The sequence below is a fragment of the Saccharopolyspora sp. NPDC047091 genome (assembly GCF_040643635.1).
Taxonomy (GTDB): Bacteria; Actinomycetota; Actinomycetes; order Mycobacteriales; family Pseudonocardiaceae; genus Saccharopolyspora_C.
On record NZ_JBEYUS010000004.1, the window covers coordinates 37,346 to 63,264 of the forward strand.

The window sequence follows — 25,919 nt, forward strand, 5'->3', positions numbered from 1 at the left end:
ATCACAACCGGAAGGCGGTTCGGGGCTGGCGGTCGTTGAGGTCGCGCAGGACCTGCGCGGCGTCGTCCTCGCCGAGCACGTGCTCCGCGACGAGCGAGGCCAGGTGCCCGGCGTCCACCCGGCGCGCGGTGTCGTGCCGGGCGGGGATGGAGCAGAAACCCCGGGTGTCGTCGATGAATCCGGCGGTGCGGTGGAAACCGGCCGTCTCGGTGACGGCGTCCCGGAACCGCCGCATCGCGCGCGGCGCGTCCAGGAACCACCACGGCGCGCCCAGGTACACCGACGGGTAGAACCCGGCGATCGGCGCGAGCTCGCGGGAGAACACCGTCTCGTCCAGCGTGCACAGCACGGTCCGGAACCGCGGATCGGTGCCGAACCGCCGCAGCATCGGGCGCAGCGACTCGGTGAACTCGGCGCGGGTGGGGATGTCGTGGCCGGTGTCGGGGCCGTAGCGCGCGAAGGTCTCCGGGTGGTGGTTGCGCAGGCTGCCGGTGTGCAGCGCCAGCACCAGGCCGTCCTCGCTGGACATCCGGGCCATCTCGCCGAGCAGCTGGCGCGACAGCAGCGCCGCGTCGCCGCGGCCGGCGCGCACCTCGCCGAACAGCCGGGAGGCCTCGTGCTCCGGCAGGAACTCCATGCGCGGGTCCGGAGCTCCGTGGTCGGTCGCGGTGGCGCCGTGCGCGCGGAAGAACTCGCGCCGCGCCTCCAGCGCCCGGACCAGGCCGCGGTAGTCGCCGGTGTCGATGCCGCTGACCTCGGCCAGCCGGTCCAGCGCAGCGGGCCAGTCCGGGCGGGTCGCGTCGAGGTAGCGGTCCGGGCGGAACGTCGGCACCACCCGGCCCTGCCAGCTCGGGTCCTCGGCGAGCGCGCGGTGGTGGCGCAGGTCGTCGGCCGGATCGTCGGTGGTGGCCAGCACCTCGATCCCGAAGGAGCGGTACAGCGCGCGCGGCCGCAGCTCGGGTCGGGCCAGTCGTTCGGTGAGCTCGTCGAACAGCGCGTCGGCGGTCTCCGCCGCGGGCTGGACCGCCACGCCCAGCACGTCGTGCAGCTCCGCTTCCAGCCACTGCCGGGACGCGGTGCCGAGGAACAGGTGCCAGTGCGAGCAGAACACCCGCCACACCTCGCGCGGTGGCGCCGGTTCCGCCGGACCGCCGGGAAGCCCGCACTCGTGCAGCGGGACGCCATGGGCGTGCAGCAGCCGCGTCACGTAGTGATCGGGCGTGACCAGCAGCGCCGCCGGATCGGCGAACGGCCGGTCCGCCGCGAGCAGCTCGGGATCGACGTGCCCGTGCGGGCTGATCAGCGGCAGGTCGCGGACGTGCTCGTAGAGGCGCCGGGCGATGGGCCGTTGCACCGGATCGCTCGGCAGCAGCCGATCAGGGTGCGGCGCGAGCGGAATCGCCGCCGATGAAGTGGAACCACTGGCCATGCCCGCAGAATCGGCCGCGGGTCGCGCCCCGGACAACTAGTTGCCATCGGTTGCCGGGCCGGTGGACCCGCGGACCACGAGGTGCGCGTCGAACGTCCTGGACCGGGTGCCGCCGCCGGTCAGCTCGGCGTGCACCGCGTCGACCGCGCAACCGCCGACCTGCTCGGCGGGCCCCGCGATGGTGGTCAACCCGGGCACCACCAGGTCGGCGCCGAAGATGTCGTCGCACCCGACGACGCTGCGGTCCTCCGGCAACCGCAGCCCCATGGCCTGCAGGCGTTGCATCGCACCGATGGCGACGAGGTCGTTGTAGGCGATGGCCGCGGTGGCCCCGTCCAGGACGAACGCCTCCGCCGCGTCCCGGCCGCCCTCCCTGGTCGGCGGGTGCGGCCCGAGGAACGACGACCGCAGGCCCAGGGATGCGGCTTCGGCGTGCACCGCGCCCCAGCGCTGCCCGTTGATCCACGAATTGCGCGGACCGGACAGGTAGGCGATGCGCCGGTGCCCGAACGCGGCGAGGTGGCGGACCGCGGTGCGCATCCCGGCCGCGGTGTCCACCACCAGGCTCGGCAGGCCCTCGATCACGCGGTTCACCATCACCAGCGGCCGGTGCCGCGCCAACTGCCGCACGGAGTCGTCGGCGAGCCGGGAGGTGGCGAGGATCCCGCCGGTCGAATTCGCCAGCAGGTGCCGCAGGTTCCCGGCCTCCACCTGCGGCGACTCGTCGCTGTCGGTGAGCGCCAGCGCGTAGTGCCGCTCGATGGCGCGGGACTGCGCGGCCTTGATCAACCCGGCGTAGCAGGGGTTGGCGATGTCCGTGACGACCAGCATCAACGTGCGGGACCGACCGGGCGCTTCGGCCCTGGCCAGCGGGCGCGGCTCGTACCCGATCTCCGCCGCCGCGACCCGGACCAGGGTGCGGGTCGTGGCGCTGACCCGCGACGGATTGCTGAACGCGCGGGACACGGTGGACGCGGCGACGCCGCAGCGCCGCGCGACGTCGTAGATCGTCGGTCTGCGCTCGGCCACGGGCGCCACCTCCTGCTCGGCTCCGGTCAATCGACCACGCCGACCGCCGCGGTGACAACAGGTGGCAACTCGTCGCCGCCGACGTCCCGGGCGTTCCTGGTGCCGGGCTCCGCGAGCCGCCGCGGCTCCTCCCGGCCCGTTGTTGGACGAACGGGCCGTGCACCCGGCCGGTCCAGCGGAGGTGCCGCGCACTCGGCGGACCGGGGACCGTCAGGATGGGGAGGCAACCCGTTACAGGACCGGAGAGTTCTCGTTGTACGGGGACGACGCTCGGGAGGTTCGCGTGACCTGGATGATCTACGGTGCGACCGGCTACACGGGGCGGCTCATCGCGGAGCGCGCCGTCGACCGGGGGCAGCGCCCGGTGCTGGCCGGGCGGGACCCGGCGAAGGTGGCGCGCGTCGCCACGCCCCTCGGCCTGCCCTACCGCGTCTTCGACCTGCGTGACGAGCAGGCCACCACGGCCGCGCTCGCCGACGTCGACCTGGTGGCGCACTGCGCGGGCCCGTTCTCGGCGACCTCCGCGCCGATGGTGTCGGCGTGCCTGGCGACCGGTACGCACTACGTGGACATCACCGGCGAGATCGACGTGTTCGAGTCGGTGGCCGCACGGCACGAGGACGCGGCGCGGGCCGGCGTGGTGCTGCTGCCCGGTTCCGGGTTCGACGTGGTGCCCACCGACTGCCTGGCCGCGCTCGTCGCCGCCGAGCTGCCCACCGCCACCAGCTTGGACCTGGCGTTCCAGGCCAGCGGCGGGATCAGCGGCGGCACGCTCAAGAGCGCGCTGGAGGGCGCCGCGCTCGGCGGCCGCGCCCGCATCGACGGCGAGCTGCGCACCGTCCCGATGGGCTGGCGGCACCGGGAAGTGCCGTTCCCGTCCGGCCGGCACACCGCGTCCTCGCTGCCGTGGGGCGACGTGAGCACCGCGTTCCGCAGCACCGGCATCCCGAACATCACCACCTTCACCCGGCTGCCCGGCCTGCACCGGCTCGGGCCGCGGGCCACCGCGCTCGGCCGAGCCGTGCTGGGCAGGCCCGTCGCGCAGCGCCTCGGCAAGGCCGCGATCGGCGCGCTCGTGCACGGCCCCGGCACCGCGCAGCGGGCGCGGAACTGGGTGGAGGTGTACGCCGAGGCCACCGACGACGCGGGGCGTTCCGCCTCGGCCGCGCTGATCGGACCGGACACCTACGAGTTCACCGTCGACTCGGTCCTGCGCACCGTCGCCGCGCTCCTCGCGGGCGGTGTCCGCCCCGGCGCGCACACCCCGTCCACCGCCTTCGGCCCCGACTTCGTCCGCCGCCTGCACGGAGTCCGGGTCATCGAACCCGTCCGCTGACCCGCCGAACGCGAACGGACCGCCCGTCCGGGGATGGGCGGGCGGTCCGTTCGAAGCCGAGCGGTCAGAGCAGGCCGAAGGTGGACTCGACGACCATCCACACCCCGAAGACGGCGAACAGGGCGGCCGCGCCGTAGCGGATGAAGCGCTCCGGCAGGTGCTTGCCGAGCAGCAGTCCGACTCCGATGGCGAGCGCGTCGGCCAGCACCATCCCGATCGTCGAGCCGATCCAGGTGCCCAGCCAGTCGTGCTGCGAGGCGAGGGTGACGGTCGCCAGCATCGTCTTGTCCCCGAGCTCGGCGAGGAAGAACGCGAGGGTCACCGCGATCACCGCGGAGCGGGCGGTGCGGCCCGCCTTGCTCTTCTCCGCCTCGGTGAGGTGGTCGCCGCGCAACGTCCAGGCGGCGAAGCCGAGGAACGCGATTCCGGCGACGAGCCCGATCCACTCGGTGGGCAGCAAGGCGCCCATGCCGAATCCGAGCGCGACCGATGCGGCGTGCACGACGGTGGTGGCGATGGTGATTCCGAGCAACACCTGCCAGGCGCGGAATCGGGTCGCGAACGTCATGGCCATCAACTGGGACTTGTCCCCCAGTTCGGCGATGAAGATGGCCGCGGAACTGATGGCGAAACTGGCGAACACGGCGGTTGCACCTCTCTCGGGGGCTGGGATCAGGCACGTCACGGCCTCGACCCGATGTGCTTTCGGATCGAAGGTCTCGCCCGCCTGCGCTTCGAGAGGCTCCACGACCGGGCGCGTCGTCGCGCCAGCATGTCGATCGCGAATTGAGGGCTACTCCCCTTCCGCACAACAGATTACCCAGTGCTCCGGAACAATCAACACATCACCGGTAAATCGAACACGCGAATTCGAACGGGCCATACGGCTTAAAATTCATTTCGGGGTGCCGAAAACCATTCCGGTGGTGTGCCGGAAAGGGTCAGCGCACCGGGCCCAGTTCGGTCGGCACCGGCCGGGACACCAGCAGTCCCACCGCGGAGACCGCGTTCACCTCCAGCGCGCCCGGCTCGTCGGTGCCCGGTTCCGGGCGCCACCGGGCGGTCTGCACCAAGCCCGGTTCGGCGAGCTCGTAGCCGTTGAGCACGCCGCGGACGTCGTCGGCGCCGCGCCAGCACGGCAGGCCGCCGAGCCGGGCGGCGACCTCGCCGACGCGCTCGATCTGCTCACGGGTCGCGCTGACCGCGGACAGGTGCGAGACGACGAGCGCGCTGCCCACCGAACAGGCGTCCCGGTAGGCCGCGATCACGCCGGACAGCTCGTCGTCGTCGGTGATGAACGGCAGCGCCGCGATCGCCAGCACCGCCACCGGCCGGGTGAAGTCGAGCAGGCCGGTGACGCCGGGCGCGGTGAGCACGCTGGCCGGTTCGCACAGGTCGGCCTCGGTGACCGACACCCCGCGCACCCCGGCGAACTGCGCATCGGCCAGCCGCACCGTGAACGGGTCGGCGTCGACGTAGGCGATGCGGGCGTCCGGGTCGACGCGCTGCGCGGTGCCGTGCACGTCGCCGACGGTGGACAGCCCGGTGCCGAGGTCCAGGAACTGGTCGATGCCGCTCGCGGCGAGGTGGCGCACCGCGCGGACGAGGAACCCGTGCTGGGAGCGGACGTGCGCGGCGAGGTTCGGCAGCGCGGATTCGAGGTCCTCGGCGAACTCGCGATCCAGCTCGAAGTGCCCGGTGCCGCCCAGCAGGTAGTCGCACACGCGCGCCATCGAAGGCCGGTGCGGTCGCCCCAATCCCGCCAGCCGTCGTAGCCCGTCCGCGTCGGAACGCGTGCCCATCGCCCACCCCCAGGTTCGCGAATTCCCCCAGCCTAGATCGTCGAGGCGTGCCTCGACAGCGGATCGGCGCACGTGGGCCGGGTCACCACGCGCCGGTGGAACAATCCGCGTCCGGGACGGCGTTGCAGCACCCGGTGCTCCCCCGCTCTTCTCCTCGGGCGGGGGAGATCACGGCACCAGGTGGTCGGAGTCCCGCGCGTCGGTGATGGCCATGTGCCCGGGCGCGTGCCCGATCGCCAGCGGCGGCGCGGACCGCATCACCGCCGCCTGCGGCGTCACCCCGCAGGCCCAGAACACGGGCAGCTCGCCCGGCCGCACCTCCACCGGGTCCCCGAAGTCCGGCGCGGCCAAGTCCCGCACCCCGAGTTCGGCGGGCGAACCGACGTGCACCGGGGCGCCGTGCACCGCCGGGTAGCGGGACGTCACCCGGACCGCGGTGGCGACCAGCTCGGCGGGGATCGGCCGCATCGACACCACCAGCGGCCCGGACAGCTCCCCGGCCGGGCGGCATTCGCGGTTCGTCCGGTACATCGGCACGTTGCGCCCCTGCTCCAGGTGCCGGACGGGAACCCCGGCCTCCAGCAGCGCGGCCTCGAAGGTGAAGCTGCAGCCGATCAGGAACGACACCAGGTCGTCCCGCCACAGCCCGGTGACCTCGCCGAGCTCCTCGACGAGCACCCCGTCCCGGTACACCCGGTAGGCGGGCAGGTCGGTGCGCAGGTCGCCGTCGAAGATCGACGCGGCGGTCTCGCCCGGCTCGGTGACGTCCAGCACCGGGCAGGACCGCGGGTTGCGCTGGGCGAACAGCAGGAAGTCGTAGGCCTGCGCCCGGGGCAGCACCAGCAGGTTCGCCTGCGTCCAGCCCGCGGAGCAGCCCGCGGTGGGGGTGCGCAGCCCGGCGCGGAACTCGGCCCTGGCCTGGCTCGGGGTCAGCTCGGCTGGTCGCATCGAGGTCACCTCTCGGTTCGGCGGAATCGGATGCGCTGCCCGGGGCGGGCCTGGGCGGCGCGGTCCACGTCGGCGGCGCGCAGCACCGCGATCACCGGGTACCCGCCGGTCACCGGGTGGTCGGCGAGGAACAGCGTGGGGCGCCCGGACGGCGGCACCTGCAGCGAGCCGAGCGCCATGCCCTCGCTGGGCAGCTCCTCGTCCCGGCTCCGGGTCAGCTCGGGGCCGTCGAGGCGCATGCCGACCCGGTCGATCTCGGCGCTGACCTCGAACGGCGCGCCGAACAGGGCGTCGACGGCGCGGTCGGTGAACCAGTCCGCGCGCGGTCCCGGCACGGCGGCGAGCACGAGTTCGCCGTCGCGGGTGCGCACCGGGGCCTGGTCGACCACCGGGAACTCCCGCGGGGCGGGCCCGATCGGCAACCGGGTGCCCGCGGCCAGCGGTGGCGGCCCGAGCCCGGAGAGCACGTCGGTGGCGCGGGACCCGAGCACCGGTTCGACGGCGATGCCGCCGCGCACCGCCAGGTAGCCGCGCAGCCCGCGCACCGGGGTTCCCAGCCGCAGCTGGGCGCCCGCGCGGACCCGCAGCACGGTGTTCACCGGCTCGGCCCGGCCGTCGACGGTGATCGGGCCGTCGGCGCCGGTGACCGCGACGGTCACGTCCCGGTCGGGCCGCAGCACGAGCCCGCCGAACGTGGTCTCGACGGCGGCCGCGCCTTCGGGGTTGCCGACGAGCCGGTTCGCCAGCCGCAGCGAGCCCCGGTCCGCGGCGCCGGAGACGCCGACCCCGATGCCCGCGTGGCCGGGGCGGCCCAGGTCCTGCACGGTCGCCAGCGGCCCCGGGGCGACGACCTCGATCACGAGACCTCCTCGAACCGGACGCGCACGCCGGGCCGCAGCAGCGCGGGCGGTTCCCGGTCGGCCCGCCAGATCTCCAGGTCGGTGCGCCCGATGAGCTGCCAGCCACCGGGCGATTCCCGCGGGTAGACGCCGCTGAACTCCCCGGCGAGGCCGACCGCGCCCGCGGGCACCCTGGTGCGCGATTCGCCGCGCCGCGGGACGGCGAGCTTCCCGGAACCGCCGGTGAGGTAGCCGAACCCGGGGGCGAACCCGCCGAAGGCGACGGTCCACGTGGTGCCGGTGTGCTCGCGCACCACCTCGCGCTCGGTGAGGCCGGTCAGCTCGGCGACGGCGGCGAGGTCGGCGCCGTCGTAGACCACCGGCACCCGCAGCAGCCCGCCTTCGGCGCCGCCGTGCTCGCCGGGCCGGGCGTCGCGGACGGCGCGTTCGACGGCATCCGGGTCGGCCCGCTCCGGGTCGAGCGCCAGCAGCAGCGTGCGGGCGGCCGGCACCAGGTCCACCACGCCGGGCGGGGTGTCGGCGCGCAGCGCGGCGTGCAGCGCCTGCACCGCGGGCAGGTCGTCCAGCTCCACCAGCAGCCCGGAGTCGGCGCAGCGCAGCACCCGCGGTCCGCTCATCGCGCACCGCCGGCGGCGAACGGGGCGAGCGCGACGCCGTCGGCCCGCAGCCGGTCCCGCACGGTCTCGGCGATGGCGACCGCGCCGGGGCTGTCGCCGTGCACGCAGATCGAGTCGGCGGCCACCGTGATCTCGCCGCCGTCGACCGCCTCGATCGGTTCGCCGCGGGCGATGCGCAGGCAGCGGGCCGCGATCAGCTCCGGATCGTGCAGCACCGCGCCCGGTTCGCGGCGGGACACCAGCGTCGCCTCGGGCGTGTAAGCGCGGTCGGCGAACGCCTCCCGGTAGGTGGTCAGCCCGGCCTCGGCGGCGAGGGACAGCCAGCTCGACCCGGGCAGCCCGAGCACCGCGAGCCGCGGGTCGTAGGCGGTGACGGCCTCGACGACGGCCGCCGCCTGCTCCTCGTTCCGCACGATGGCGTTGTACAGCGCGCCGTGCGGTTTCACGTACCGCACCGAGGTCCCTTCGACGCGGGCGAGGCCGTCGAGGGCGGCCAGCTGGTACAGCACCTCGTCGGTGAGCTCCCGCGGCGGCACGTCGATGAACCGGCGGCCGAACCCGGCGAGGTCCCGGTAGCCGACCTGGGCGCCCACCGACACGGCCCCGGCCGCGGCCCGCGCGCAGGCGCGGCGGATCACCCCCGGATCGCCCGCGTGGAACCCGCAGGCCACGTTCGCGCTGGTCACCACGCCGAGCAGCGCGTCGTCGTCACCGAGCTCCCAGCGGCCGAAACCTTCGGCGAGGTCCGAGTTCAGGTCGATGCGCATGTCCCCTCCATCCCGGTCGGTCACTGCCACAGCTGCCCCATGGCGCTGAGCGAGTTCACCCCGAAGTACAACGACAGCAGCCACGCCAGCACGCCGATCACCAGCAGCCACCGCGGATACCGGTAGCCGCCGAGCAGGTCGCTCCGCCGCGCCGCGACCCACAGCAGCACGCCGAACCCGACCGGCAGGATCAGCCCGTTGAGCGCGCCCGCCAGCACCAGCAGCGTCGTCGGCGCCTGGTCCAGCAGCAGGAACACGACGGTGGACAGCGCGATGAACCCCACCACCAGCCAGCTGCGCGCCCGCTGCAGCGCCGGGGAGAAGGTCACCACGAACGACACCGAGGTGTAGGCGGCACCGACGACGGAGGTGATCGCCGCCGCCCACATGATCAGCCCGAACAGCCGGAGCCCGATCTCCCCGGCCGCGTGCTGGAACGCCTCGGCGGTCGGGTTGCCGGAGCCGAGCGTGGCGCCCGCGGCGACCACGCCGAGCACGGCCAGGAACAGCACCGCCCGCATCACCCCGGTGACCAGCAGCGACAGCACCGACCCGCGGCTGACCTCGACGATCCGCTCCGGCCCGGTGACGCCGGCGTCGACGAGCCGGTGCGCGCCCGCGTAGGTGATGTAGCCGCCGACGGTGCCGCCGATGAGGGTGGTGACGGCGAGGAAGTCGACCCGGTCCGGCAGCATCGCCTGCTTCAGCGCCTCGCCGACCGGCGGACTGGACACGACGGCGACGTAGCAGGTCAGCCCGATCATGAGCACGCCGAGCACGACCACGATCCGGTCCATCGCGACCCCGGCGCGCTTGCTGAGGAAGATCCCGATGGCCAGCAGCGCGGACAGCCCGCCGCCGAGCTTCGCGTCCATCCCGACCATGGCGTCCAGGCCGAGCGCGGTGCCGGAGACGTTGGCGATGTTGAACACCAGCCCGCCGAACACGACCAGCGCGGCGATCACGTAGCCCAGCCCGGGCAGCACCGCGTTGCCGAGGTCCTGGGCGCGCATCCCGGAGACGCCGATGATGCGCCACACGTTCAGCTGCACCGCGATGTCGATGAGCACGGACAGCACGATCACGAAGGCGAACGCGGCGCCGAGCCGCACGGTGAAGTCGGTGGTCTGGGTGATGAATCCGGGGCCGATGGCGCTGGTGGCCATCAGGAAGACCGCCCCGATCAGCGCGCCGCGGTGGGCGCCGGTCTTGGTGGTGGTGCCGCTCATGCAGTGTCCTCCCGGCCTCCGGCCTGCCGCGCGCGGTGCGCTGCGCTGGGGTTTCCCCGCCGGCCGGGTCGCCGACCGCGCGGTGCCGCAACGATAGGGGCCGTTCGGCGAGGGATCAATAGTGCGTTCCTACATTCCTCATGTTCAACGTTCGATCGTTCAACAATCCGGCGTATCGTGGCGTCGGATCGTCGGACGTGCCCGCGCGGCACCGCGGATAGACTGCGGTCTCCGATCAACCCCGGGAGAGGCATGACCAGCGCGCAGTGGGTCGACCGGCTGGCAGCGGACCGGTCCCTGCTCGAACGGACCAGCACCGTCGAGCGGGTCACCGACCTGCTGCGGCAACGCATCATCCAGGGCGAACTACCGCCCGGCACCCAGCTCTCCGAGGTCAGCGCGAAGGACGCGCTCGGCGTCTCGCGCAACACGCTGCGTGAGGCGTTCCGGCTGCTCGGGCACGAACGGCTCCTGGTGCACGAGATGCACAAGGGCGTGTCCGTGCGCAAACCGAGCAGCGCCGACGTCGCCGACCTGTACCGGCTGCGCCGCATCATCGAGGTCGGCGCGGTGCGCCACGCCGCCACCACCAAGCGCGAACTCGTCACCGCGGTGGCCCGCGCGGTGCGCGCCGGCGAGCAGGCCGCCGCCGACGGCGACTGGAGCGAGGTCGGCACCGCCAACATGCGGTTCCACGAGGCGCTCGTCGGGCTCGCCGACAGCCCCCGGATCAACGACGCGATGGCCGGGCTGCTCGCCGAACTGCGCCTCGCGTTCCACGTGATGTCCACCGACGAGCGCGGCGGCCTCGACCCGGAGCGCACCCGCGGCTTCTACGAGAGCTACGTGGAGCGCAACCGCGCCATCGCCGACCAGGTCGCCGACGGCGAGCTCGACGCCGCGGCCACCGCGCTGGAGACCTACCTGGCCGACGCCGAGGCCCAGCTGCTCACCGCCTACGCGGAACGCACCTGACCCGCCTCAGTCGATGAGCCTGCGGCGCATCGCCGTGTAGGCCAGCGACCACATCAGCGCCGCGAACAGCAACAACGCGCCCACGTGCAGCAGGTCGACGCCCGGCCGCAGGCCGAACGAGGCGTCTCGGACCAGCTCCACGCAGTGGTACAGCGGGTTGAACGCGGCCACCGTCCCCGCCCAGCCCGGCAACTGGTCGATCGGGAAGAACGTGCCCGCCACCAGGAACAACGGCGTGATCACCGCGCTCACGATGTAGTTGAACGAGTCGATCGACGGCACCACCGCCGAGCACCAGATGCCGAACAGCGCGAACCCCAGCCCGGTGATCAGCCCGATCAGCGGCACCAGCAGCATGCCCGGCGCCGGATCGAGCCCGAACACCATCGCCACCAGCAGCGGCGCGCACCCGTACACCCCGGACTTGGTGGCGATCCACAGCGCCTCGGCGGCGACGAGCTCGTGCACGTCGATCGGCGCGGCCAGCATCGCGTCGTAGGAGTGCTGGAACTTGCGCCGCACGAACGTGGTGAACATCCCGGCGAACGCGCTGGTGAACAGCACCGAGGTGGCCACCACCCCGGTGCCCAGGAACTCGATGTACGGCAGCCCGCGGATGGTGGCGATCAGCGAGCCCAGCCCGAAGCCGAACGCCAGCAGGTAGATCGTCGGCTCCACGACCGAGGAGAACGTGCTGGACAGCCAGTACCGGCGGTACAGCGTCAGCTCCCGCCGCCACACCCCGGCGAACGCGGCCGATTCGAAGGTGCGCAGCCGCTGCGGTGCGGTCGTCATTCCACGATCTCCCCGGTCAGCGAGACGAACACGTCCTCCAGGTTGCTCACCCGGGGATGCCCGGTGCCGAGCCGCGCCGCCACCGGCTCCGGCATCAGCTCGGCGCGCAGCACCGACACGGCGGGCCCGGTGCGGCGGGTGGGCAGGCCGGCCTCGCGGGTGATCGCCTCCACCTCGGCGAGCCTGGCCGGCGGGCCGTAGTACTCGACGACGTCCTGCCCCGCGTGTTCGAGGCGCAGTTCGTCCGGGGTGCCGGTGGCGATGACGCGGCCCTCGGACATCACCGCCACGTCGTCGGCGAGCCGCTCGGCCTCCTCGATGTAGTGCGTCGACATGAGCACGGTGACGCCGTCGGAGCGCAGCGCGTCGATCAGCGCCCACAGCTCCTGGCGCACCTGCGGGTCCAGGCCCACGGTCGGCTCGTCGAGCAGCACCAGCCGCGGCGAGTGCACCAGACCGCGCGCGATGAGCAGCCTGCGGCGCATGCCGCCGGAGAGCTCATCGGTCTTGGTGTCGGCGCGCTTGCGCAGCTGCGCCAGGTCCAGCGCCCGCAGCACCGCGGCCGACCGCTCGGCCCGCGGCACCCGGTACAGGTGCGCGAAGACCTCCAGGTTCTGCCGGGCGGTGAGCTCCTCGTCGAGGTTGTCCAGCTGCGGCACCACGCCCATCGCGGTGCGCGCCCGCTTCGACTCGCGCGGCACCCGGAAGCCGAGCACCTCGATCTCCCCGGCATCCGCCCTGCTCTGCGCGGTGATCAGGCGCATCGTGGTGGACTTGCCCGCGCCGTTCGGCCCGAGCAGGCCCAGGCAGGTCCCGGCGGTCACGGTGAGGTCCAAGCCGTCGACCGCGGTGATCTCGCCGTAGCGCTTGACCACGCCGCGCAGCGCCAGCGCGGATGACGTCCTCGTCGCGACATGCTGCCGTGCGGTCATGCGCGTTCCCCCAGGTGGCCGGTGGACTCCGCCAACCATACCGACGCGGCAGGCCCGATCGTCGCAATCGCGACAAGCGGCGAGGTCCGTCCGGGAGGCGGCGGCTCGTGCTCCGACGGGGCCGCCGCGCCTCCGGGGCCGTCAGCCGAGCCCGGCGAACAGGTCCTCTTCCGCGCCGTGCGGGCCGGCGCCGGGGCCGCGCTCACCGCGGACCAGCAGGAAGTGCTCGATGGCGAACTCGGGGCGGCGCACGATCTGGCTGAAGAAGCCGTCGTCGTCGATGTTCACCTGGCTGCGGTAGTGGCGCAGCGCGGCGAGCTTCGCCCCGTGCTGCGCGGTGCCGTCGAGGATGGCGGTGATCTCCGCGTCGGGCATCGTGTTCGGCTTGAAGTCGAGGATGCCCTCCTCCCGCACGCGTTCCGCGAACGAGTCCGGCAGCACCGTCCAGTACACCTTCGGCACCTGCCAGGCCGCGCCGAGCTCGGGCGCGAACTCCGGGTCGGCGGCCGGGTCGAGCGCGTTCATCAGCGCCCGGTGCGCGGCGATGTGGTCGGGGTGGCCGTAGCCGCCGAAGTCGTCGTAGGTGATCGCGACGTGCGGGCGCTCGGCGCGCAGCAGCGCCACCATCTGCCGGGTGACCTCCACCGGGTCGGCGGCGGCGAACACCCCGTCCTCGTGGTTGCTGTCGAGCCCGGCCATGCCGCTGTCGCGCCAGCGGCCCGGGCCGCCGAGCCAGTGGTGCCGGATGTCGCCGAGCTCGGGGAGCGCGGCCGCGATCTCGCCGCGACGGTGTTCGCCGAGTGCGTCCGGGGCGCCCCGCAGGTGGGCGAGGTCGTCGGCGACGACCTCGCCGAGTTCTCCGCTGGTGCAGGTCACCAGGGTCACGGTGGTGCCGTCGGCCGCGTAGCGGGCCATGGTGGCGCCGGTGGCGGTGGCTTCGTCGTCGGGGTGGGCGTGGACCAGTAGCAAGCGGCGGTCGCTCATGCTTTCGAGAGTAGCCAAACCCTCCGACGAGGCGGCGGGGTCGTCCCCGGACTCAAGATCAACTGCGTGGGGGTGGGGCGAACGGACCGTTCGTCCCGTCCGGTTGGCCGAACGGTCCGCTCACGCCTGCCGAGCACGAGCGACACCAGCCTGCGGTAAGCCTGCCCGGCCATCTCGTCCACCAGCACGGTGCCCAACCGGCCCGAGAACCCGTTGGCGACCCGCGCCGCGGACCGTTCGACCCGCGGGTCGGCGCGAGTGGACCGCCCGTCACACCCGGTCCGACAGCACCACCCACACCGGCCCCGCCGCGAACGGGAGCGGTTCGCCGGACGCCGTCGTGTACGTGGTGCCGACGTCCGGGGTGGGTCGGGACCAACGCGCGTCGAAGGCCTTCCCGTCGCGCAGCACCACGGCCCGGCCGGAGCCGACCGTCGCCGCCTGGGGCGAGGCGCTGCCCACGACGTCCTTCATCCCCGAGTCCCGCACGTCGACCTGCTGCAGCACGACGGTGCCCGCGCCGAGCCGCCCGCTGTCGGCCGCCACCGCGGGCGAGCCGTCCATCGAGACCAGCCAGCGCCGCTGCTCCGGCGACCAGGTGAACCCGGTGGACGCCGCCCGGTAGTCGACCTGCGCGGAGCCGCGCGGCACCCCGCCCGCCGGGGCGGGGCCGAACACCAACGGCGCCTTCGGCGACCAGCCGGCACCCGCGGGCAACTCGCCGGGGCGGGCGTAGAGGTTGTGCGGCACCGGTTTGTCGGTGCCGCGGAAGAACGCGCCGGGCGCCTGCTCCGGCTGGACCGCTTCGAGGGGCGCCGCGTCCAGCGCGGGCAGCAGTTCCGGGGCCGCGCCGGAGAACGCCAGCGTCGGCCTGCCGTACTGGGCGAGCAGTTCCAGATCGGTCTCGCGAGCGCTGCGCACCGGCCCGACCACCGGCGGGCGCTGCTTCCCGAAGACGGCGACGAGCCTGCTCAGACCGCCTTCGACCGGTTCGACGTAGACCACGTCCGCGGAGCCGATACCGGTCGGCGGCCGCGCCTCCGGCGCGTTGTCGATCTTCACCGCGAGCACCGGGTCGTCGCTGCCGGGAGCGCCTTCGACGGGTGCCGAATCGGCGGCGGGCGGGGCCGCGCCCTGCGGGGTGTCCGGTGCGCGCTGCGTCCGCGCGGGCTGGCAGGCGAGACCGCCCGCCAGCACGGTCACCAGCACCGCGAGCAGCACCACTGCCCGCCCGAGAACTCCGCGGTTGCGCACCATCGCCCACCCCTCACTCGAACACCCAGAGTGCCCCTCTTTCGGGTGACGAGCAAGGCCCGCAAGCCCCTGACCAGGTGTTGTTCATGAAAGCACCGCAGCCGACGGTCACGATCAGTACACCGTTCCGACCAGTAGGCACCCCACTTCCACCGGCGGCCGCCAGCACCGGCGGAGCCGAGTGAACGGACCGTCCGTCCGATCCAGCTGGACGAACGGTCCGTTCACCCCACCCGAACGTTCGTGCGCGACCGGACTTGGTGGCGTGAGCGGCCCTTCGGTCTGATCCAGTTGAACGAACGGTCCGTTCACTCGAGCCGGACGTTCGTGCACGACCGGACTTGGTGGGAGTGAACGGACCGTTCGAACGGACGGGACGAACGGTCCGCTCACTACCCCGAACACGAGTGAACGGACCGTCCGTCCAGCGAGAGAGGACGAACGGTCCGTTCACCGCGCGGGGAACGCCCCGGGGCTCAGCCGCCCAGCAGCTTGTCCGGGGTGATCGGCAGGTCGCGGACCCGGATCCCGGTGGCGTGGTGCACCGCGTTGGCGATGGCGGCGGGCGATCCGACGATCCCGATCTCGCCGACACCGCGGCTGCCCATCGGGTTCGAGTGCGGGTCGTGCTCGTCGAGCCAGCTCACCTCGATGTCGGCGACGTCGGCGTGCGCGGCGACGTGGTACTGCGCGAAGTCGTGGTTGATGACGTGCCCGAACTGCGGGTCGAGCATGCTGTGCTCGAACAGCGCCGCGGAGATGCCCATGGTGATGCCGCCGAGCAGCTGCGAGCGCACGAGCCGCGGGTTCACGACCCGGCCCACCGAGAACACGCCGAGCATCCGCGGCACCCGCACCTCACCGGTGTCGGCGTCGACGCGGACTTCGGCGAAGTGCGCGCCGAACGAGTGGATGGCGTACCGGTCCTCATCGGGGTTCTCGGGCATGGCGCCGTCGGCTTCGTCGCCCTCGGCGGGGTCGTGGCCGAACTTCTCCCGGAACCGCCGGGCGGTCTCGACGACGGTCGTCCCCCAGGAGGTGAGCCCGGAGGAGCCGCCTTCGACGCTGGCGGCGGGAAGTTCGGTGTCCCCTATGGACAAGTCCACTTCGGACACTGGACGGTCGAGCGCGTCGGCGGCGATCTGGGTGAGCGCGGTCCGGGTGCCGGTGCCGATGTCGGCGGCACCGATGCGCACCTCGTAGCGGCCGGCGCGGTACCGGATGGTGGCGGTGGAGCCGGGCATCGTGTAGCCGGGGTAGGTGGCGCTCGCGACTCCGGTTCCGACCAGCCAGTTCCCGTCCCGCCGGGACCGCGGTGCGGGGTCGCGCCCGGCCCAGCCGAACCGTTCGGCGCCTTCCCGCAGGCATTCGGCGAGGTGCCGAGCGGAGTACGGCCGCCCGGTGGCGGGGTCGGCGGTGGGTTCGTTGCGGCAGCGCAGGTCGATCGGGTCGATCCCGCAGGCCGCGGCGAGCTCGTCCATCGCGGACTCGGTGGCGAACATGCCGGGGGCTTCGCCGGGTGCGCGCATCCAGAACGGGACGGGCACGTCGAGCGCTGCGAGCCGGTGCGTGGTGCGGCGGTGCGGCGCGGCGTAGACGGTGCGGGTGCCGACGGCGGTCTGCTCGGCGAACTCCTGCACGGTGGAGGTCTGCTCGACGACGTCGTGCGTGACGAGCTCCAGCGCGCCGTCCCGGTCGGCGCCGAGCCGGACGTGCTGGATGGTGGGGGTGCGGTAGCCGACGAGCGCGAACATCTGCTGCCGGGTCAGCGCGAGCTTCACCGGCCGCCCGCCCGCGACCTGCGCGGCGAGCGCGGCGAGCGCGTTGTGCGCGTGCGCGGTGCCCTTCGACCCGAAACCGCCGCCGACGTGCGGGGCGATCACCCGGATCCGCTCGGGGTCGAGCCCGAGCACCGGGGCGAGCCGCGACCGCATCTGGTGCACGCCCTGCGTGGAGTCGTGCAGGGTGAGCACGCCGCCGCGCCAGGTCGCGATGGTGGCGTGCGGTTCCATCGGGTTGTTGTGCTCCATCGGCGTCGTGTAGATCGCGTCCACCACGACTTCCGGATCAACCGCGTCCGGATCCCCGTCGAGCGTGTCGGCGGGGAACGACGGGTTCACCACGTCCGGCGCGTAGAGCACGTCGTCGGCGGCGCGCAGCACCACGTGGTGCGGTTCCCGCCGGTAGTCCACCCGCACCAGGTCCGCGGCCTGCCGCGCGATCTCGGGCGTTTCGGCGAGCACGGCGCCGATGAGCTGCCCGCGGAACGCGATCTCCGGGGATTGCAGCACCCAGAGCTCGGCGTCCGAACCGGTCGCCAGCCGGGGCGCGTTCTCGTGGGTGAGCACGGCCGCGACGCCGTCGAGGTCTTCGGCGGCGTGCACGTCGATGTCCTCGATCCGGCCGCGCGCGATCGTCGCCTGCACCGGGTGCACGTACAGCGGATCGGGAACCGGATGTTCGAACGCGTAGCGCGCGGTGCCGTCGACCTTGGCCGGGCCGTCCAGCCGTGCCAGCGGGGCGCCGATCGCCCGGGGTCGCAGCAGGTCCGTCATCACGCCTCCCCCGCCAGGTCCCGCAGCACCGCCACGAGCGTCGCACGCGCCATCGGCACCTTGTACGCGTTGCCCGCGAGCGGTTCCGCCGCGGCCAGCTCGGCGTCCGCGGCCGCGCGGAACGCCTGCTCCTCCGCAGGCGCCCCGCGCAACGACTCCTCGGCTCGGGTGGCGCGCCACGGCTTGGGCGCGACCCCGCCGAGCGCGATCCGCGCACCCCGCACCCGCCCGTCCGCCACGTCCAGCTCGGCGGCCACCGACACCAGCGCGAACGCGTACGACGCCCGCTCCCGCACCTTCCGGTAGACCGAGCGCGGCGCGCTGCCCGGCAGGTCCACCGCGGTGATCAGCTCGCCGTGCCGCAGCACCGAATCGCGCTGCGGCTCGGCGCCCGGCAACCGGTGGAACTCGACGACCGGGACCACGCGTTCGCCGTCCGGGCCGTGCACCCGCACCTCGGCGTCCAAGGCCGCCATCGCCACCGCCATGTCGGACGGGTGCGCGGCCACGCACTCCGGGGAGCCGCCGAAGATCGCCGCATCCCGGTGGAACCCGCCGATCGCCGAGCACCCCGACCCCGGATCCCGCTTGTTGCACGGCGTCGTCACGTCCTGGAAGTACGGGCACCGGGTGCGCTGCAGCAGGTTCCCGCCGGTCGTGGCGGCGTTGCGCAGCTGCCCCGAAGCTCCCGCCAGCAGCGCCTGCGCCAGCGCCGGGAACCGGGAGCGCACCAGCGGATGCGCGGCGAGATCGCTGTTGCGCACCCCCGCACCCACTCGCAGCCCGCCGTCCGGGAGCTCCCGCACCTCGTCCAGCGGCAACCGCGAGACGTCCACCAGCAGCTCCGGCGCAGTCACCCCCAGCTTCAGGTGGTCGACGAGGTTCGTGCCGCCCGCGAGGAACACCGCACCCGGGTTCCGCGCCACGGTCGCCACCGCGCCCGCCGCGTCGTCCGGGCGCACGTAGTCGAACGGGTTCATCGCGATCCCTCCTGCCGGGCCGCGTCGCGGATCGCGGCGACGATGTTCACGTACGCGCCGCAGCGGCACAGGTTCCCGCTCATCCGCTCCCGGATCTCCGCGTCGTCGAGCTCCTCGAACCCGGCGGCGACGTCCGCGGTCGCGTGGCTGGGCCTGCCGTCGGCGGCCTCCGCGAGCATCCCCACCGCCGAGCACACCTGCCCCGGCGTGCAGTAGCCGCACTGGAACGCGTCGTGCTCCAGGAACGCCCGCGCGACCGGGTGCACGTCCTGTTCCGCCGGCGGCCGGCCCGGCGCCGCCACGACCCCGGCGGCACCCGCGCCACCCGGCCCGGCCACGACCTCCCACGTCGGTTCGCCGTCCACCGACCGGGCGTCACCTCCACGATCGGGACCGGCGGCTCCGCCGGTGTCGGGCACCGCAGCGACCTCCGGGGTCCCGAGCCCGGCGGCGGTGGTGATCTCCGCACCGTCGACCGCGACCGCCAGCAGCAGGCACGTCAGCACCCGCCGCCCGTCCACCAGCGCCGTGCACGCCCCGCACTGCCCGTGATCGCACCCCTTCTTCACCGAGACCACCCCCAGGTGCTCCCGCAACCCGTCCAGCACGGTCACCCGGGGCTCCACCTCGAGCCCGCACCGCACGCCGTCCACCGACCAACCGATCTCCATCCCCGGCCCCCTCCCCGAAAGAGCTCCCCCGCCAGGGTGAGGGGAGCTGCGGCCGTCCGCTCGCCGCAGAGCGCCGAGCAAGCGAGATTCACGAAGCAGCCCCAACCAGCCAACACGCCGCGCTAGCTTGTACCCCGTGCTTGAAGATCCTTCCTTGTTCGCTCCTGCAGCGAGTGCCGAAACCGCATCCGACGCGTGCCAGGCAGACGACCAGGCGCTGCACGAGGTGACGAGCTGGTTCCGCCGCCAGCCCCGCTTCGAATCCCGGTTCGGTTCGATCTTCCGGCAGTCCTTCGACGAAGTGCTCGACGGACAGCGGACCGGGCGGTACGACATCGACGGCGTCTCGAAAACGGAGAAGACCTACCTCGGTACGAAGGTGGAGATCATCACCCGGTCGACGTTCGGCTTGCCCCAAGGCGCGCAGATGGACTACTCCGTCGAAGGCCACGAGGTCGATGCGAAGTTCTCGCTGACCTCGCAGTGGCAAATTCCCGGTGAGGCCATGGGCCACCTGTGCCTGCTCATGTCGGCGAAGGAGCGCGAGCAGACCTTCGAAGCCGGTCTCCTGCGCATCACCGAGGCCGTGCTCAACAAGGGCCGCAACCAGGACAAGAAGGCGACCATCAGCAGCGCGGCGAAGCAGAACATCACCTGGCTCTGCCGAGATGCTCCCCTGCCGCCGAACATCCTCCTCCTGATGCAGGGGGAGGAGGCCGAGCAGATCATGGCGCAGACCTCAGGCCAACGGCGAATCAACCAGCTGCTCCGCGTCGAGCAAGGACGCGTGATCGATCGCAACACGGCGCTCACGGTTGCGAAGCAGGCCGACGGGCTGAAGCGCTGCCGCGACGCGCGCAGTGCCCTCAAGGACGAAGGCATCGTGGTGCTCGGCCACCAGCAGGACTCCCGCCGCATCGCTAGCGAGCTCGGAATCCCGCCGCTGCAGAAGGGGACCTTCATGTCCGTTCGCCTAGTGCCCGTTCCCGTCGACACGGCAGACCGGAAGGTCACCACGATCGACGGAGGCTGCTACGCGATCGCGACGAAAGGCGAGCCGGCGCACCCGGTTCCCGAGATCCAGAACTGATCCCGGCGAATCAGCAGCCGGCGCAGGCAGCCCTAGCCGCGCCGGCAACATCAGTGCAACGCTCTCCTCATGACGGCGCCGGCATCAGCGGTGAACCCCGCGTCTTGCAACTCGATCGCGAGCCGGAGCACCTGCTGGTCCGGCCCTCCCCGTCCGCACAGGTGCAAGAGGGTGTCGGCGAGGACGTCTTCGCGTCGGCGCCGGAAGACCTCCAGGCAAGCAACAACACCCTTAGAGTCCAGGTGCCGCGGCAGCTCGCCGAGCAACGCCAGCACATCTTCGTCCTTGCCCGCAGTGCGGGCCGCGATGACCTCGTCGGCATGCCGTCCAACCGCAGTGGCGATCTCACTCCGCTGCCGGTCCCCGGCCGACGAGGTGACCGGCACGCCCAACCGCACCCCGGCCGGTGTCCCGAAGCGGACGTCGACGTGGAAGCTGCGGCATTCCCGCTCCTTGCCTTGCAGCTCGCGAACCTGCTCCTCGCACCTCGCGCAGCGCATGCATGTGGCTTCGGCCGCCCGGTCGAAGAGCTGGCGGAGCTCCGCGGATGTGATACCGACGCCGTCGCCGCCCACCTCGGCATGCGCTATCCCGTACAAGCACTTCACAAGCTTCCAAGGGGGGAAAATCCTGCCGTTGAACACCCTCGACAACATGGGGACATTGGCGGGGAACTCATCCTCCATCCGTTTCACCGTCGCGCCGAGCGTGGCGCCACCCGCGCAGCGGTGCAAGCGTTTCAGCTGGTGCACGAGCTGCCGCCACTGAGGTGATATCTCCGGCGCGATGTGACGACCGATATCTCCAGCCTTTGGCATATTCCATTTCTCATTTCTCGCGAGGAAGGCTTTTGAGCTCAACTGGTGGCGATCTTGCCACTTTGCAGCAACATCATCTTCTTTTTGGATTTTTTCACCTCGCTGGTGTAGACATGGTCTCCCGCGGCACCGCCGCCAAGTCCCGGCGAACACCCGGAAATGCCGGTGCAATCGCGTTCATCAGAGGGGGAACATCGAAGTGCATCGTCCATCGTGGAGGGATCGAACCCTCGGCAGCATGGTCCGGGCTGCCCTGTGGCTCGAGTCGGAAGTGGGAGAGGGAGAAATCTTCAGCAAGCGGGAGCTGCGAGAAGCGTTTCCGGAGACCGCGCAGATCGACCGCCGGGTGCGCGACCTCCGGGACCACGGCTGGCGGATCGACACGAATCGGGAAGATCCGTCGCTGCGCCAGGAAGAACAGCGCTATGCCAAGCGGGGCGACGAGGTCTGGTTGCCCCGCCGGGGCAGGACCGCAGCGAAAGCGCACCTGACCACGGCCCAGCGGTCCAAGGTGCTGGCCGACGACGACCACCTGTGCCGGTCGTGCGGTGTCGCTGCGGGCGACTCCTACGAAGACGGCGTGCTGAGCGCCCAGCTCGACATCACCCGCCGCCGCGTCAGCAATCTCGACGGGAGGGTGGAGGTGCAGCTGATCACCGAGTGCAACCGCTGCCGCGTTGGCGGCCGGGGCACTCAGGCCGACCTCGCGAAGATCATCCACGCGCTGTCGTTGCTGGGCCCGCTGGAACGTCAGATCTTCGCCCGGTGGATCAGAGATGGCGCCAGGGATTTCAACGGGATCGAGAAGCTGTGGGGCCGATATCGCGCCCTGCCGGCCGAAGCCCGCTCAACGGTCGAAAGCGCGGTCAGCGGGCCCGGCAACAGCGACGGGAAGCGAGCACGGTGATGCACGACTACCCACCGCCGCGCAATGCGGACGAGATCAGCAGCCTGATCAAGCAACGGCTCGTGGAGTCCCGCGAATCGGGCGGTGTGCACGAGACCGTCACCGTCGACTGGAACCAGCAGCCGCTGCACGTCGAGGTGCTCGAGCTCCCCCTCGCCCACCTCTACTTCAACCCCGCGACGCACCGCGTCCGCGCCCAGCGCAGCCACGACTCCGATCGCGACCGGGCACTGCACGACGATCCGTACGGCGAGCGGAGCCAGGAGTACTTGAAGTTCCTGCTCCAAGCCGACCCCGCCAACCCCGATCTGCGCGACCCGGACTTCGACCACCTCAAGGAGAGCCTCGAGGAGTTCGGCCAGAACGATCCGGGGCTGGTCACGCACCACGGGATCGTGGTGAACGGCAACACCCGGGCTGCAGCGCTGCGCGAAATCGGCGCGCGGTCGATGCGCGTCGGAATTCTCCCGGAGTCGTTCACCTGGGCCGACATCAACGCGATCGAGCTTTCGCTGCAGCTCCGCAAGGATCACCGCCGGGATTACTCCTACATCAACAGGCTGCTCGCGATGGATGAGCAGGCTCGGCTCGGCCGCCCTCCCGGCGCCATCGCCAAGGATTTCCGCATCAAGATCACCACTCTCGGACAGGAACGGTGGATTCTCGGCGTCATCCGGGAGCTGATCGAACGCAGCAGGACCGCAGAAGGCGTGGAACTTCAGCTCATCGACTTCGAAAATCACCAGGAGAAGCTCAAAGAACTGCACCGGGGGTACGAGAAGCAGCGATCCGCCGACCCGGACCTCGCGGACATCTACAAGGAGACCCGTTTGGCCTCCATCATGCTGGGATTCGCCAAGACCGACGTCCGCCACATCGAAGACGGCAATTTTCCGGACACGTACCTCGCCGATTCCCTCCCCGGAGAATTGGCGGCCGCCGCTGAAGCCGCGGACGCGGTGATGGTGCCGGGGCTGGGCGTGGCGATGCCCGGCCCGTCGGCTGCGGTTTCCGCCGCCCGGAGCCTCAACGATCGGATCCTCCGGGCGAAAGCGACGGCCAGCGCGGTTTCTGCCCGTGTGAGCGAACAGAAGAAGCAGGTCGCTCAAGATACGGTCGACCAGCTGAAGGAATCGTTCGACGCAGCGCTGGATCGCGCCGGCCGCGACGGTCGCGTGCGCAAGCGCAAGCAGCTCGCTCCGACTCGGCTGTTGGACGCAGCCGCGGACATCGACCAGTGCGTCGTGGACCTGGTGCAAGCGCGAGCAACAGGAGCACTGGACGAAGACGCCTTCGACGACGCCGTGCTGAAGCTGCAGGACAGCCTGCGCAAACTCGCCCGCCAGGCGGGCCGTGGCATCTCCGACCCGGGGGCGGGCGTCTCCTGGTTGCTCGAAGCGGCGACCGCTCGGGGCAGCGCATGAGCGGCGTTCCAGAAACGGTTTCCCTGCGGCTCGGTTTCGACGACACCCGCACCAAGGTCCTCCTCGAAACCACCGAGGAACACCGGGGCGACCTGGCCGAGCTCTCCTCGCGGTTCCGCGGTGCTTCCCAGGTCGGACCGCACATCGCATCCGTCGAACTGGAAGACCTGCTCCTGCAACTAGGAGTGCTCTCGACCTGGCCGCGTCCGGACGGAGTCGAGTGGGCCGCGGACTTGGGGGACATGGTCCGGAGCAACCTCGAAGACTCCGCGACGGTGCGGGCGCGGCTCGAAGATCCGGCCGCAGCCGACGCCGTCACGGCCGCTGATGTGCCGGACCTCCTCGGCCCCAGCTGGGTCGGTCGGCTAACGGAGTTCCAGCGGAGGGACATCGCCAAGCTGCTGGCACTCCAGCACGGTGCGAACTTCAGCGTGCCCGGTGCCGGGAAAACCCGCGTCGCGCTCGGCGTCTACACGGCGGAGAAAGCCCAGGGGCGAGTACGCCGTCTGCTGGTCATCTGTCCGAAATCGGCGTACGAGTCGTGGCAGTTCGAAACGGGGGAATGCTTTCGCCCCCCGCTGCGCACGCACGTCTTCGAACGCTCGCTGGACCAGTGGGCCGAGGTCCTGATCATCAACTACGAGCGCTTGGAACGTTCGCTGAGCGCCCTCGCCAGCTGGCTCAAGTCCGCTCCCGCGATGGTCGTGCTGGACGAGGCCCACCGGATGAAGCTCGGCAGCCGCGGGGCCTACGGCCTGGCTTGCCTGACGCTCGGCCCGCTCGCCCGCCGCCGCTTGATCCTCACCGGCACGCCGGCGCCCAACGGGGCGAAGGACTTGGAGAACCTGATGGGGTTCGTGTGGCCCGGGCACGGGCACCGCGCGGTGTCGGCGGCGGTGTCCGGCGGGGACCTGGACCACGCGAGCCGGGTGCTGCGGCCGCTGTTCACCCGCACCACCAAGCCCGAACTCGGCTTGCCGCGGATGGAACCCGCCGTGCGGTACGTGGACCTGCCCCCGCTGCACGCTGAGATCTACCGCGCGTTGCACGGCGGGGTGGCCAGGGACACTTCGCACGAGGACCTGAGCTCGCTCGGCAGAACCGCGTTGCGCCTGCTGATGGCGGCGACGAGCCCCGCGCTGCTGCTGGAGGGGGCTACCAGGTACGAGCCGCTGGCCTACCGCCTGCCCCCGCTCGACGTTCCCCAGGGCGATTCGCTGTACGACCTGCTGCGCAAGCTGCCGGACTACGAGATGTCCCCGAAGCACAAGGAAGCTGCCAGCATCGTCTCGGCCAATGCAGCGGCCGGGCGGAAAACACTGGTGTGGACGACGTTCGTGCGCAGCTTGATGACGCTCGAGCAGCTGCTCTCGGGGTTCAGCCCGGCGGTGGTGCACGGCGGAACGCCGGACAGGGACGAACAGCTCCGGCGCTTCCGCGAAGATCCGGATTGCCGAGTGCTCATCTCGAATCCGGCCACCCTCGGCGAAGGGATCAGCCTGCACCAGGTCTGCCACGACGCCGTGTACGTGGACCGCGATTTCATGGCCGGACGCTTCATGCAGAGCATCGACCGGATCCACCGGCTGGGGCTCGCACCAGATGCGGATCCGCGGGTCACCGTTCTCGCTGCGCGCGGCACCGTCGACGAGGTGGTGCACGTGCGCTTGGACCAGAAGCTGGAGTTCATGAGCAAGGTCCTCGACGATCCGGCGGTGCGCCAGCTCTCCGATCTCCAGGAAGAGCCTTCGGTGGCCGGCGGGCTGGACCCGAGCGACGTGGCAGCCCTGCTCCGCCACCTGGGCAGTCCCTGACCGAGCACGGCGAGCACCGGGCCGTTCGCGGTCCGGCGCTCGCCGTCGTGCGCACTCCTGGCCTGCCGACGTCGGTAGAAGCTGGAGCCGTCCGCACCGCTGGCTGCCCGCGAATCACCGGATGGTGGGGTGCGGACGTGCGGGACGACGTCAGCCCGTGCGACTAGTATCGCTACCATGTTCGATAGCCGCGATCGCAAGCTCGAACGCGGTTGCCAGCTGTTCGTGCTCCCAGATGCGCAGGACTTCCCAGCCAGCACGTTCCAAGGCAGCCGTGACCGTCCGGTCCCGCTCCACGTTCCGCGCGAGCTTGGGCGCCCAGTACCACTCGTTCGACGTGGGCTGCCTGCCATGCTCAGGACAGGCGTGCCAGAAGCAACCGTCCACGAAGATCGCTACTTTGCGCGCGGTGAAGACGATGTCCGGTCTGACCCGGATCCCGTCATCGAGCGACAACCGGTAGTCCTTCCGGTACCGGTACCCGAGGCGGTGGAGGGAACTGCGCAGCGCGAGCTCGGGCTTGGTGTCGCGCCGCTGGTTCGCCCGCATGTTGCGGGAGCGCCCTTCGCTCGCCGGCGCCGGATACGCGCCTCTCGCGTGGGCTGCCTCACGCGCCCTCTCCCGATCGTTCGCAGGCATGACCACCACACCAGTAAAGCCGTCCAACAGGGCCAAGCGGCCATGGGGCAAGATACCCGCTTAG

General features: G+C 71.9%; 25 protein-coding genes. 6 read left to right on the forward strand and 19 right to left on the reverse strand.

Features of this window, described 5'->3' with window-relative positions:
- Position 1: 1 nt before the first annotated feature.
- Both uxaC and ABZ805_RS03355 read right to left on the reverse strand, forming a co-directional pair.
- On the reverse strand, positions 2-1,429 hold the full coding sequence (gene uxaC, locus ABZ805_RS03350) for a glucuronate isomerase (RefSeq protein WP_358433608.1): 1,428 nt from the start codon (positions 1,427-1,429) through the stop codon (positions 2-4).
- Between the two features lie 36 nt (positions 1,430-1,465).
- Positions 1,466-2,458 carry a LacI family DNA-binding transcriptional regulator gene (locus tag ABZ805_RS03355; protein ID WP_358433611.1) on the reverse strand — a complete coding sequence of 331 codons (993 nt, stop codon included), beginning with the start codon at positions 2,456-2,458 and terminating at the stop codon, positions 1,466-1,468.
- Positions 2,459-2,750: 292 nt separating this feature from the next.
- On the opposite strand from ABZ805_RS03355, the gene ABZ805_RS03360 reads away from it, so the two are divergent.
- Complete coding sequence (locus tag ABZ805_RS03360) at positions 2,751-3,794, forward strand: saccharopine dehydrogenase NADP-binding domain-containing protein (protein WP_358433865.1); 1,044 nt, start codon at positions 2,751-2,753, stop codon at positions 3,792-3,794.
- A gap of 64 nt (positions 3,795-3,858) precedes the next feature.
- Here ABZ805_RS03360 and ABZ805_RS03365 read toward each other — a convergent pair whose 3' ends face one another.
- From ABZ805_RS03365 to ABZ805_RS03395, 7 genes are all read right to left on the reverse strand, one after another.
- A complete protein-coding gene (locus tag ABZ805_RS03365) occupies positions 3,859-4,437 on the reverse strand; it encodes a TMEM165/GDT1 family protein (protein ID WP_358433613.1) in 579 nt (192 codons plus the stop codon).
- 298 nt (positions 4,438-4,735) lie between these two features.
- Positions 4,736-5,527 carry an SAM-dependent methyltransferase gene (locus ABZ805_RS03370; protein WP_358433615.1) on the reverse strand — a complete coding sequence of 264 codons (792 nt, stop codon included), beginning with the start codon at positions 5,525-5,527 and terminating at the stop codon, positions 4,736-4,738.
- A 237-nt stretch (positions 5,528-5,764) separates the two neighbouring features.
- On the reverse strand, positions 5,765-6,529 hold the full coding sequence (locus ABZ805_RS03375; RefSeq protein WP_358433868.1) for a putative hydro-lyase: 765 nt from the start codon (positions 6,527-6,529) through the stop codon (positions 5,765-5,767).
- Between the two features lie 20 nt (positions 6,530-6,549).
- Positions 6,550-7,404, reverse strand: a complete 855-nt coding sequence (locus ABZ805_RS03380; RefSeq protein WP_358433618.1) for a biotin-dependent carboxyltransferase family protein — start codon at positions 7,402-7,404, stop codon at positions 6,550-6,552.
- Positions 7,401-8,021: an allophanate hydrolase subunit 1 gene (locus ABZ805_RS03385; RefSeq protein WP_358433621.1), complete on the reverse strand. Its 621-nt coding sequence runs from the start codon at positions 8,019-8,021 to the stop codon at positions 7,401-7,403. The genes ABZ805_RS03380 and ABZ805_RS03385 overlap by 4 nt, the downstream gene beginning before the upstream one ends.
- Positions 8,018-8,788 carry a 5-oxoprolinase subunit PxpA gene (locus tag ABZ805_RS03390; protein WP_358433623.1) on the reverse strand — a complete coding sequence of 257 codons (771 nt, stop codon included), beginning with the start codon at positions 8,786-8,788 and terminating at the stop codon, positions 8,018-8,020. The genes ABZ805_RS03385 and ABZ805_RS03390 overlap by 4 nt, the downstream gene beginning before the upstream one ends.
- A gap of 20 nt (positions 8,789-8,808) precedes the next feature.
- Positions 8,809-10,017 carry an NRAMP family divalent metal transporter gene (locus ABZ805_RS03395; RefSeq protein ID WP_358433626.1) on the reverse strand — a complete coding sequence of 403 codons (1,209 nt, stop codon included), beginning with the start codon at positions 10,015-10,017 and terminating at the stop codon, positions 8,809-8,811.
- 252 nt (positions 10,018-10,269) lie between these two features.
- Here ABZ805_RS03395 and ABZ805_RS03400 point away from each other — a divergent pair, with 252 nt between their 5' ends.
- Positions 10,270-10,992 (forward strand): GntR family transcriptional regulator, encoded by a 723-nt coding sequence (locus tag ABZ805_RS03400; protein WP_358433629.1) that lies wholly within the window; start codon positions 10,270-10,272, stop codon positions 10,990-10,992.
- Between the two features lie 6 nt (positions 10,993-10,998).
- Here the strand turns inward: ABZ805_RS03400 and ABZ805_RS03405 are convergent, their stop codons facing one another.
- The 7 genes from ABZ805_RS03405 to ABZ805_RS03435 all read right to left on the reverse strand — a co-directional run bounded on the left by ABZ805_RS03405 (position 10,999) and on the right by ABZ805_RS03435 (position 19,163).
- A complete protein-coding gene (locus ABZ805_RS03405) occupies positions 10,999-11,787 on the reverse strand; it encodes an ABC transporter permease (protein ID WP_358433632.1) in 789 nt (262 codons plus the stop codon).
- Entirely contained in the window at positions 11,784-12,719 is a 936-nt protein-coding gene (locus ABZ805_RS03410; protein WP_358433635.1) for an ABC transporter ATP-binding protein, read from the reverse strand. Before ABZ805_RS03410 ends, ABZ805_RS03405 begins: the two co-directional genes overlap by 4 nt.
- A gap of 141 nt (positions 12,720-12,860) precedes the next feature.
- Positions 12,861-13,703: an N-acetyl-1-D-myo-inositol-2-amino-2-deoxy-alpha-D-glucopyranoside deacetylase gene (gene mshB / locus ABZ805_RS03415; protein WP_358433638.1), complete on the reverse strand. Its 843-nt coding sequence runs from the start codon at positions 13,701-13,703 to the stop codon at positions 12,861-12,863.
- Positions 13,704-13,973: 270 nt separating this feature from the next.
- Positions 13,974-14,960: a DUF3048 domain-containing protein gene (locus ABZ805_RS03420; protein ID WP_358433641.1), complete on the reverse strand. Its 987-nt coding sequence runs from the start codon at positions 14,958-14,960 to the stop codon at positions 13,974-13,976.
- Between the two features lie 473 nt (positions 14,961-15,433).
- Positions 15,434-17,512 carry a xanthine dehydrogenase family protein molybdopterin-binding subunit gene (locus tag ABZ805_RS03425; RefSeq protein WP_358433644.1) on the reverse strand — a complete coding sequence of 693 codons (2,079 nt, stop codon included), beginning with the start codon at positions 17,510-17,512 and terminating at the stop codon, positions 15,434-15,436.
- Complete coding sequence (locus tag ABZ805_RS03430) at positions 17,512-18,492, reverse strand: xanthine dehydrogenase family protein subunit M (protein ID WP_358433647.1); 981 nt, start codon at positions 18,490-18,492, stop codon at positions 17,512-17,514. Before ABZ805_RS03430 ends, ABZ805_RS03425 begins: the two co-directional genes overlap by 1 nt.
- Complete coding sequence (locus tag ABZ805_RS03435) at positions 18,489-19,163, reverse strand: 2Fe-2S iron-sulfur cluster-binding protein (protein ID WP_358433650.1); 675 nt, start codon at positions 19,161-19,163, stop codon at positions 18,489-18,491. The genes ABZ805_RS03430 and ABZ805_RS03435 overlap by 4 nt, the downstream gene beginning before the upstream one ends.
- 136 nt (positions 19,164-19,299) lie before the next feature.
- On the opposite strand from ABZ805_RS03435, the gene ABZ805_RS03440 reads away from it, so the two are divergent.
- Entirely contained in the window at positions 19,300-20,253 is a 954-nt protein-coding gene (locus tag ABZ805_RS03440) for a NaeI family type II restriction endonuclease (protein WP_358433653.1), read from the forward strand.
- Between the two features lie 50 nt (positions 20,254-20,303).
- Here ABZ805_RS03440 and ABZ805_RS03445 read toward each other — a convergent pair whose 3' ends face one another.
- Entirely contained in the window at positions 20,304-20,939 is a 636-nt protein-coding gene (locus ABZ805_RS03445; RefSeq protein WP_358433655.1) for a hypothetical protein, read from the reverse strand.
- 170 nt (positions 20,940-21,109) lie between these two features.
- Complete coding sequence (locus ABZ805_RS03450; RefSeq protein ID WP_358433658.1) at positions 21,110-21,283, reverse strand: hypothetical protein; 174 nt, start codon at positions 21,281-21,283, stop codon at positions 21,110-21,112.
- 26 nt (positions 21,284-21,309) lie between these two features.
- On the opposite strand from ABZ805_RS03450, the gene ABZ805_RS03455 reads away from it, so the two are divergent.
- The 3 genes from ABZ805_RS03455 to ABZ805_RS03465 are packed head-to-tail and all read left to right on the forward strand — an operon-like array spanning position 21,310 to position 25,216.
- Complete coding sequence (locus ABZ805_RS03455) at positions 21,310-21,978, forward strand: hypothetical protein (protein WP_358433660.1); 669 nt, start codon at positions 21,310-21,312, stop codon at positions 21,976-21,978.
- The gene (locus tag ABZ805_RS03460; protein WP_358433662.1) at positions 21,975-23,402 is read left to right on the forward strand and encodes a transcriptional regulator; all 1,428 of its coding nucleotides are present in this window, start codon (positions 21,975-21,977) and stop codon (positions 23,400-23,402) included. The genes ABZ805_RS03455 and ABZ805_RS03460 overlap by 4 nt, the downstream gene beginning before the upstream one ends.
- Positions 23,399-25,216, forward strand: a complete 1,818-nt coding sequence (locus ABZ805_RS03465) for a DEAD/DEAH box helicase (RefSeq protein ID WP_358433665.1) — start codon at positions 23,399-23,401, stop codon at positions 25,214-25,216. The genes ABZ805_RS03460 and ABZ805_RS03465 overlap by 4 nt, the downstream gene beginning before the upstream one ends.
- Before the next feature lie 150 nt (positions 25,217-25,366).
- Here the strand turns inward: ABZ805_RS03465 and ABZ805_RS03470 are convergent, their stop codons facing one another.
- Entirely contained in the window at positions 25,367-25,891 is a 525-nt protein-coding gene (locus ABZ805_RS03470) for a very short patch repair endonuclease (protein WP_358433668.1), read from the reverse strand.
- Between the last annotated feature and the right edge of the window lie 28 nt (positions 25,892-25,919).

Excerpts from the sequence above, each read along its gene's own strand:
- mshB (WP_358433638.1), bottom strand. The coding sequence starts at position 13,703 with ATGAGCGACCGCCGCTTGCTACTGGTCCACGCCCACCCCGACGACGAA.
- ABZ805_RS03390 (WP_358433623.1), bottom strand. The coding sequence starts at position 8,788 with ATGCGCATCGACCTGAACTCGGACCTCGCCGAAGGTTTCGGCCGCTGG.
- ABZ805_RS03400 (WP_358433629.1), top strand. The coding sequence starts at position 10,270 with ATGACCAGCGCGCAGTGGGTCGACCGGCTGGCAGCGGACCGGTCCCTG.
- ABZ805_RS03435 (WP_358433650.1), bottom strand. The coding sequence starts at position 19,163 with ATGGAGATCGGTTGGTCGGTGGACGGCGTGCGGTGCGGGCTCGAGGTG.
- ABZ805_RS03445 (WP_358433655.1), bottom strand. The coding sequence starts at position 20,939 with ATGGAGGATGAGTTCCCCGCCAATGTCCCCATGTTGTCGAGGGTGTTC.
- uxaC (WP_358433608.1), bottom strand. The coding sequence starts at position 1,429 with ATGGCCAGTGGTTCCACTTCATCGGCGGCGATTCCGCTCGCGCCGCAC.
- ABZ805_RS03430 (WP_358433647.1), bottom strand. The coding sequence starts at position 18,492 with ATGAACCCGTTCGACTACGTGCGCCCGGACGACGCGGCGGGCGCGGTG.
- ABZ805_RS03465 (WP_358433665.1), top strand. The coding sequence starts at position 23,399 with ATGAGCGGCGTTCCAGAAACGGTTTCCCTGCGGCTCGGTTTCGACGAC.
- ABZ805_RS03410 (WP_358433635.1), bottom strand. The coding sequence starts at position 12,719 with ATGACCGCACGGCAGCATGTCGCGACGAGGACGTCATCCGCGCTGGCG.
- ABZ805_RS03405 (WP_358433632.1), bottom strand. The coding sequence starts at position 11,787 with ATGACGACCGCACCGCAGCGGCTGCGCACCTTCGAATCGGCCGCGTTC.
- ABZ805_RS03450 (WP_358433658.1), bottom strand. The coding sequence starts at position 21,283 with ATGGACGATGCACTTCGATGTTCCCCCTCTGATGAACGCGATTGCACC.
- ABZ805_RS03420 (WP_358433641.1), bottom strand. The coding sequence starts at position 14,960 with ATGGTGCGCAACCGCGGAGTTCTCGGGCGGGCAGTGGTGCTGCTCGCG.
- ABZ805_RS03395 (WP_358433626.1), bottom strand. The coding sequence starts at position 10,017 with ATGAGCGGCACCACCACCAAGACCGGCGCCCACCGCGGCGCGCTGATC.
- ABZ805_RS03425 (WP_358433644.1), bottom strand. The coding sequence starts at position 17,512 with ATGACGGACCTGCTGCGACCCCGGGCGATCGGCGCCCCGCTGGCACGG.
- ABZ805_RS03360 (WP_358433865.1), top strand. The coding sequence starts at position 2,751 with ATGATCTACGGTGCGACCGGCTACACGGGGCGGCTCATCGCGGAGCGC.
- ABZ805_RS03370 (WP_358433615.1), bottom strand. The coding sequence starts at position 5,527 with ATGGCGCGCGTGTGCGACTACCTGCTGGGCGGCACCGGGCACTTCGAG.
- ABZ805_RS03385 (WP_358433621.1), bottom strand. The coding sequence starts at position 8,021 with ATGAGCGGACCGCGGGTGCTGCGCTGCGCCGACTCCGGGCTGCTGGTG.
- ABZ805_RS03455 (WP_358433660.1), top strand. The coding sequence starts at position 21,310 with ATGGTCCGGGCTGCCCTGTGGCTCGAGTCGGAAGTGGGAGAGGGAGAA.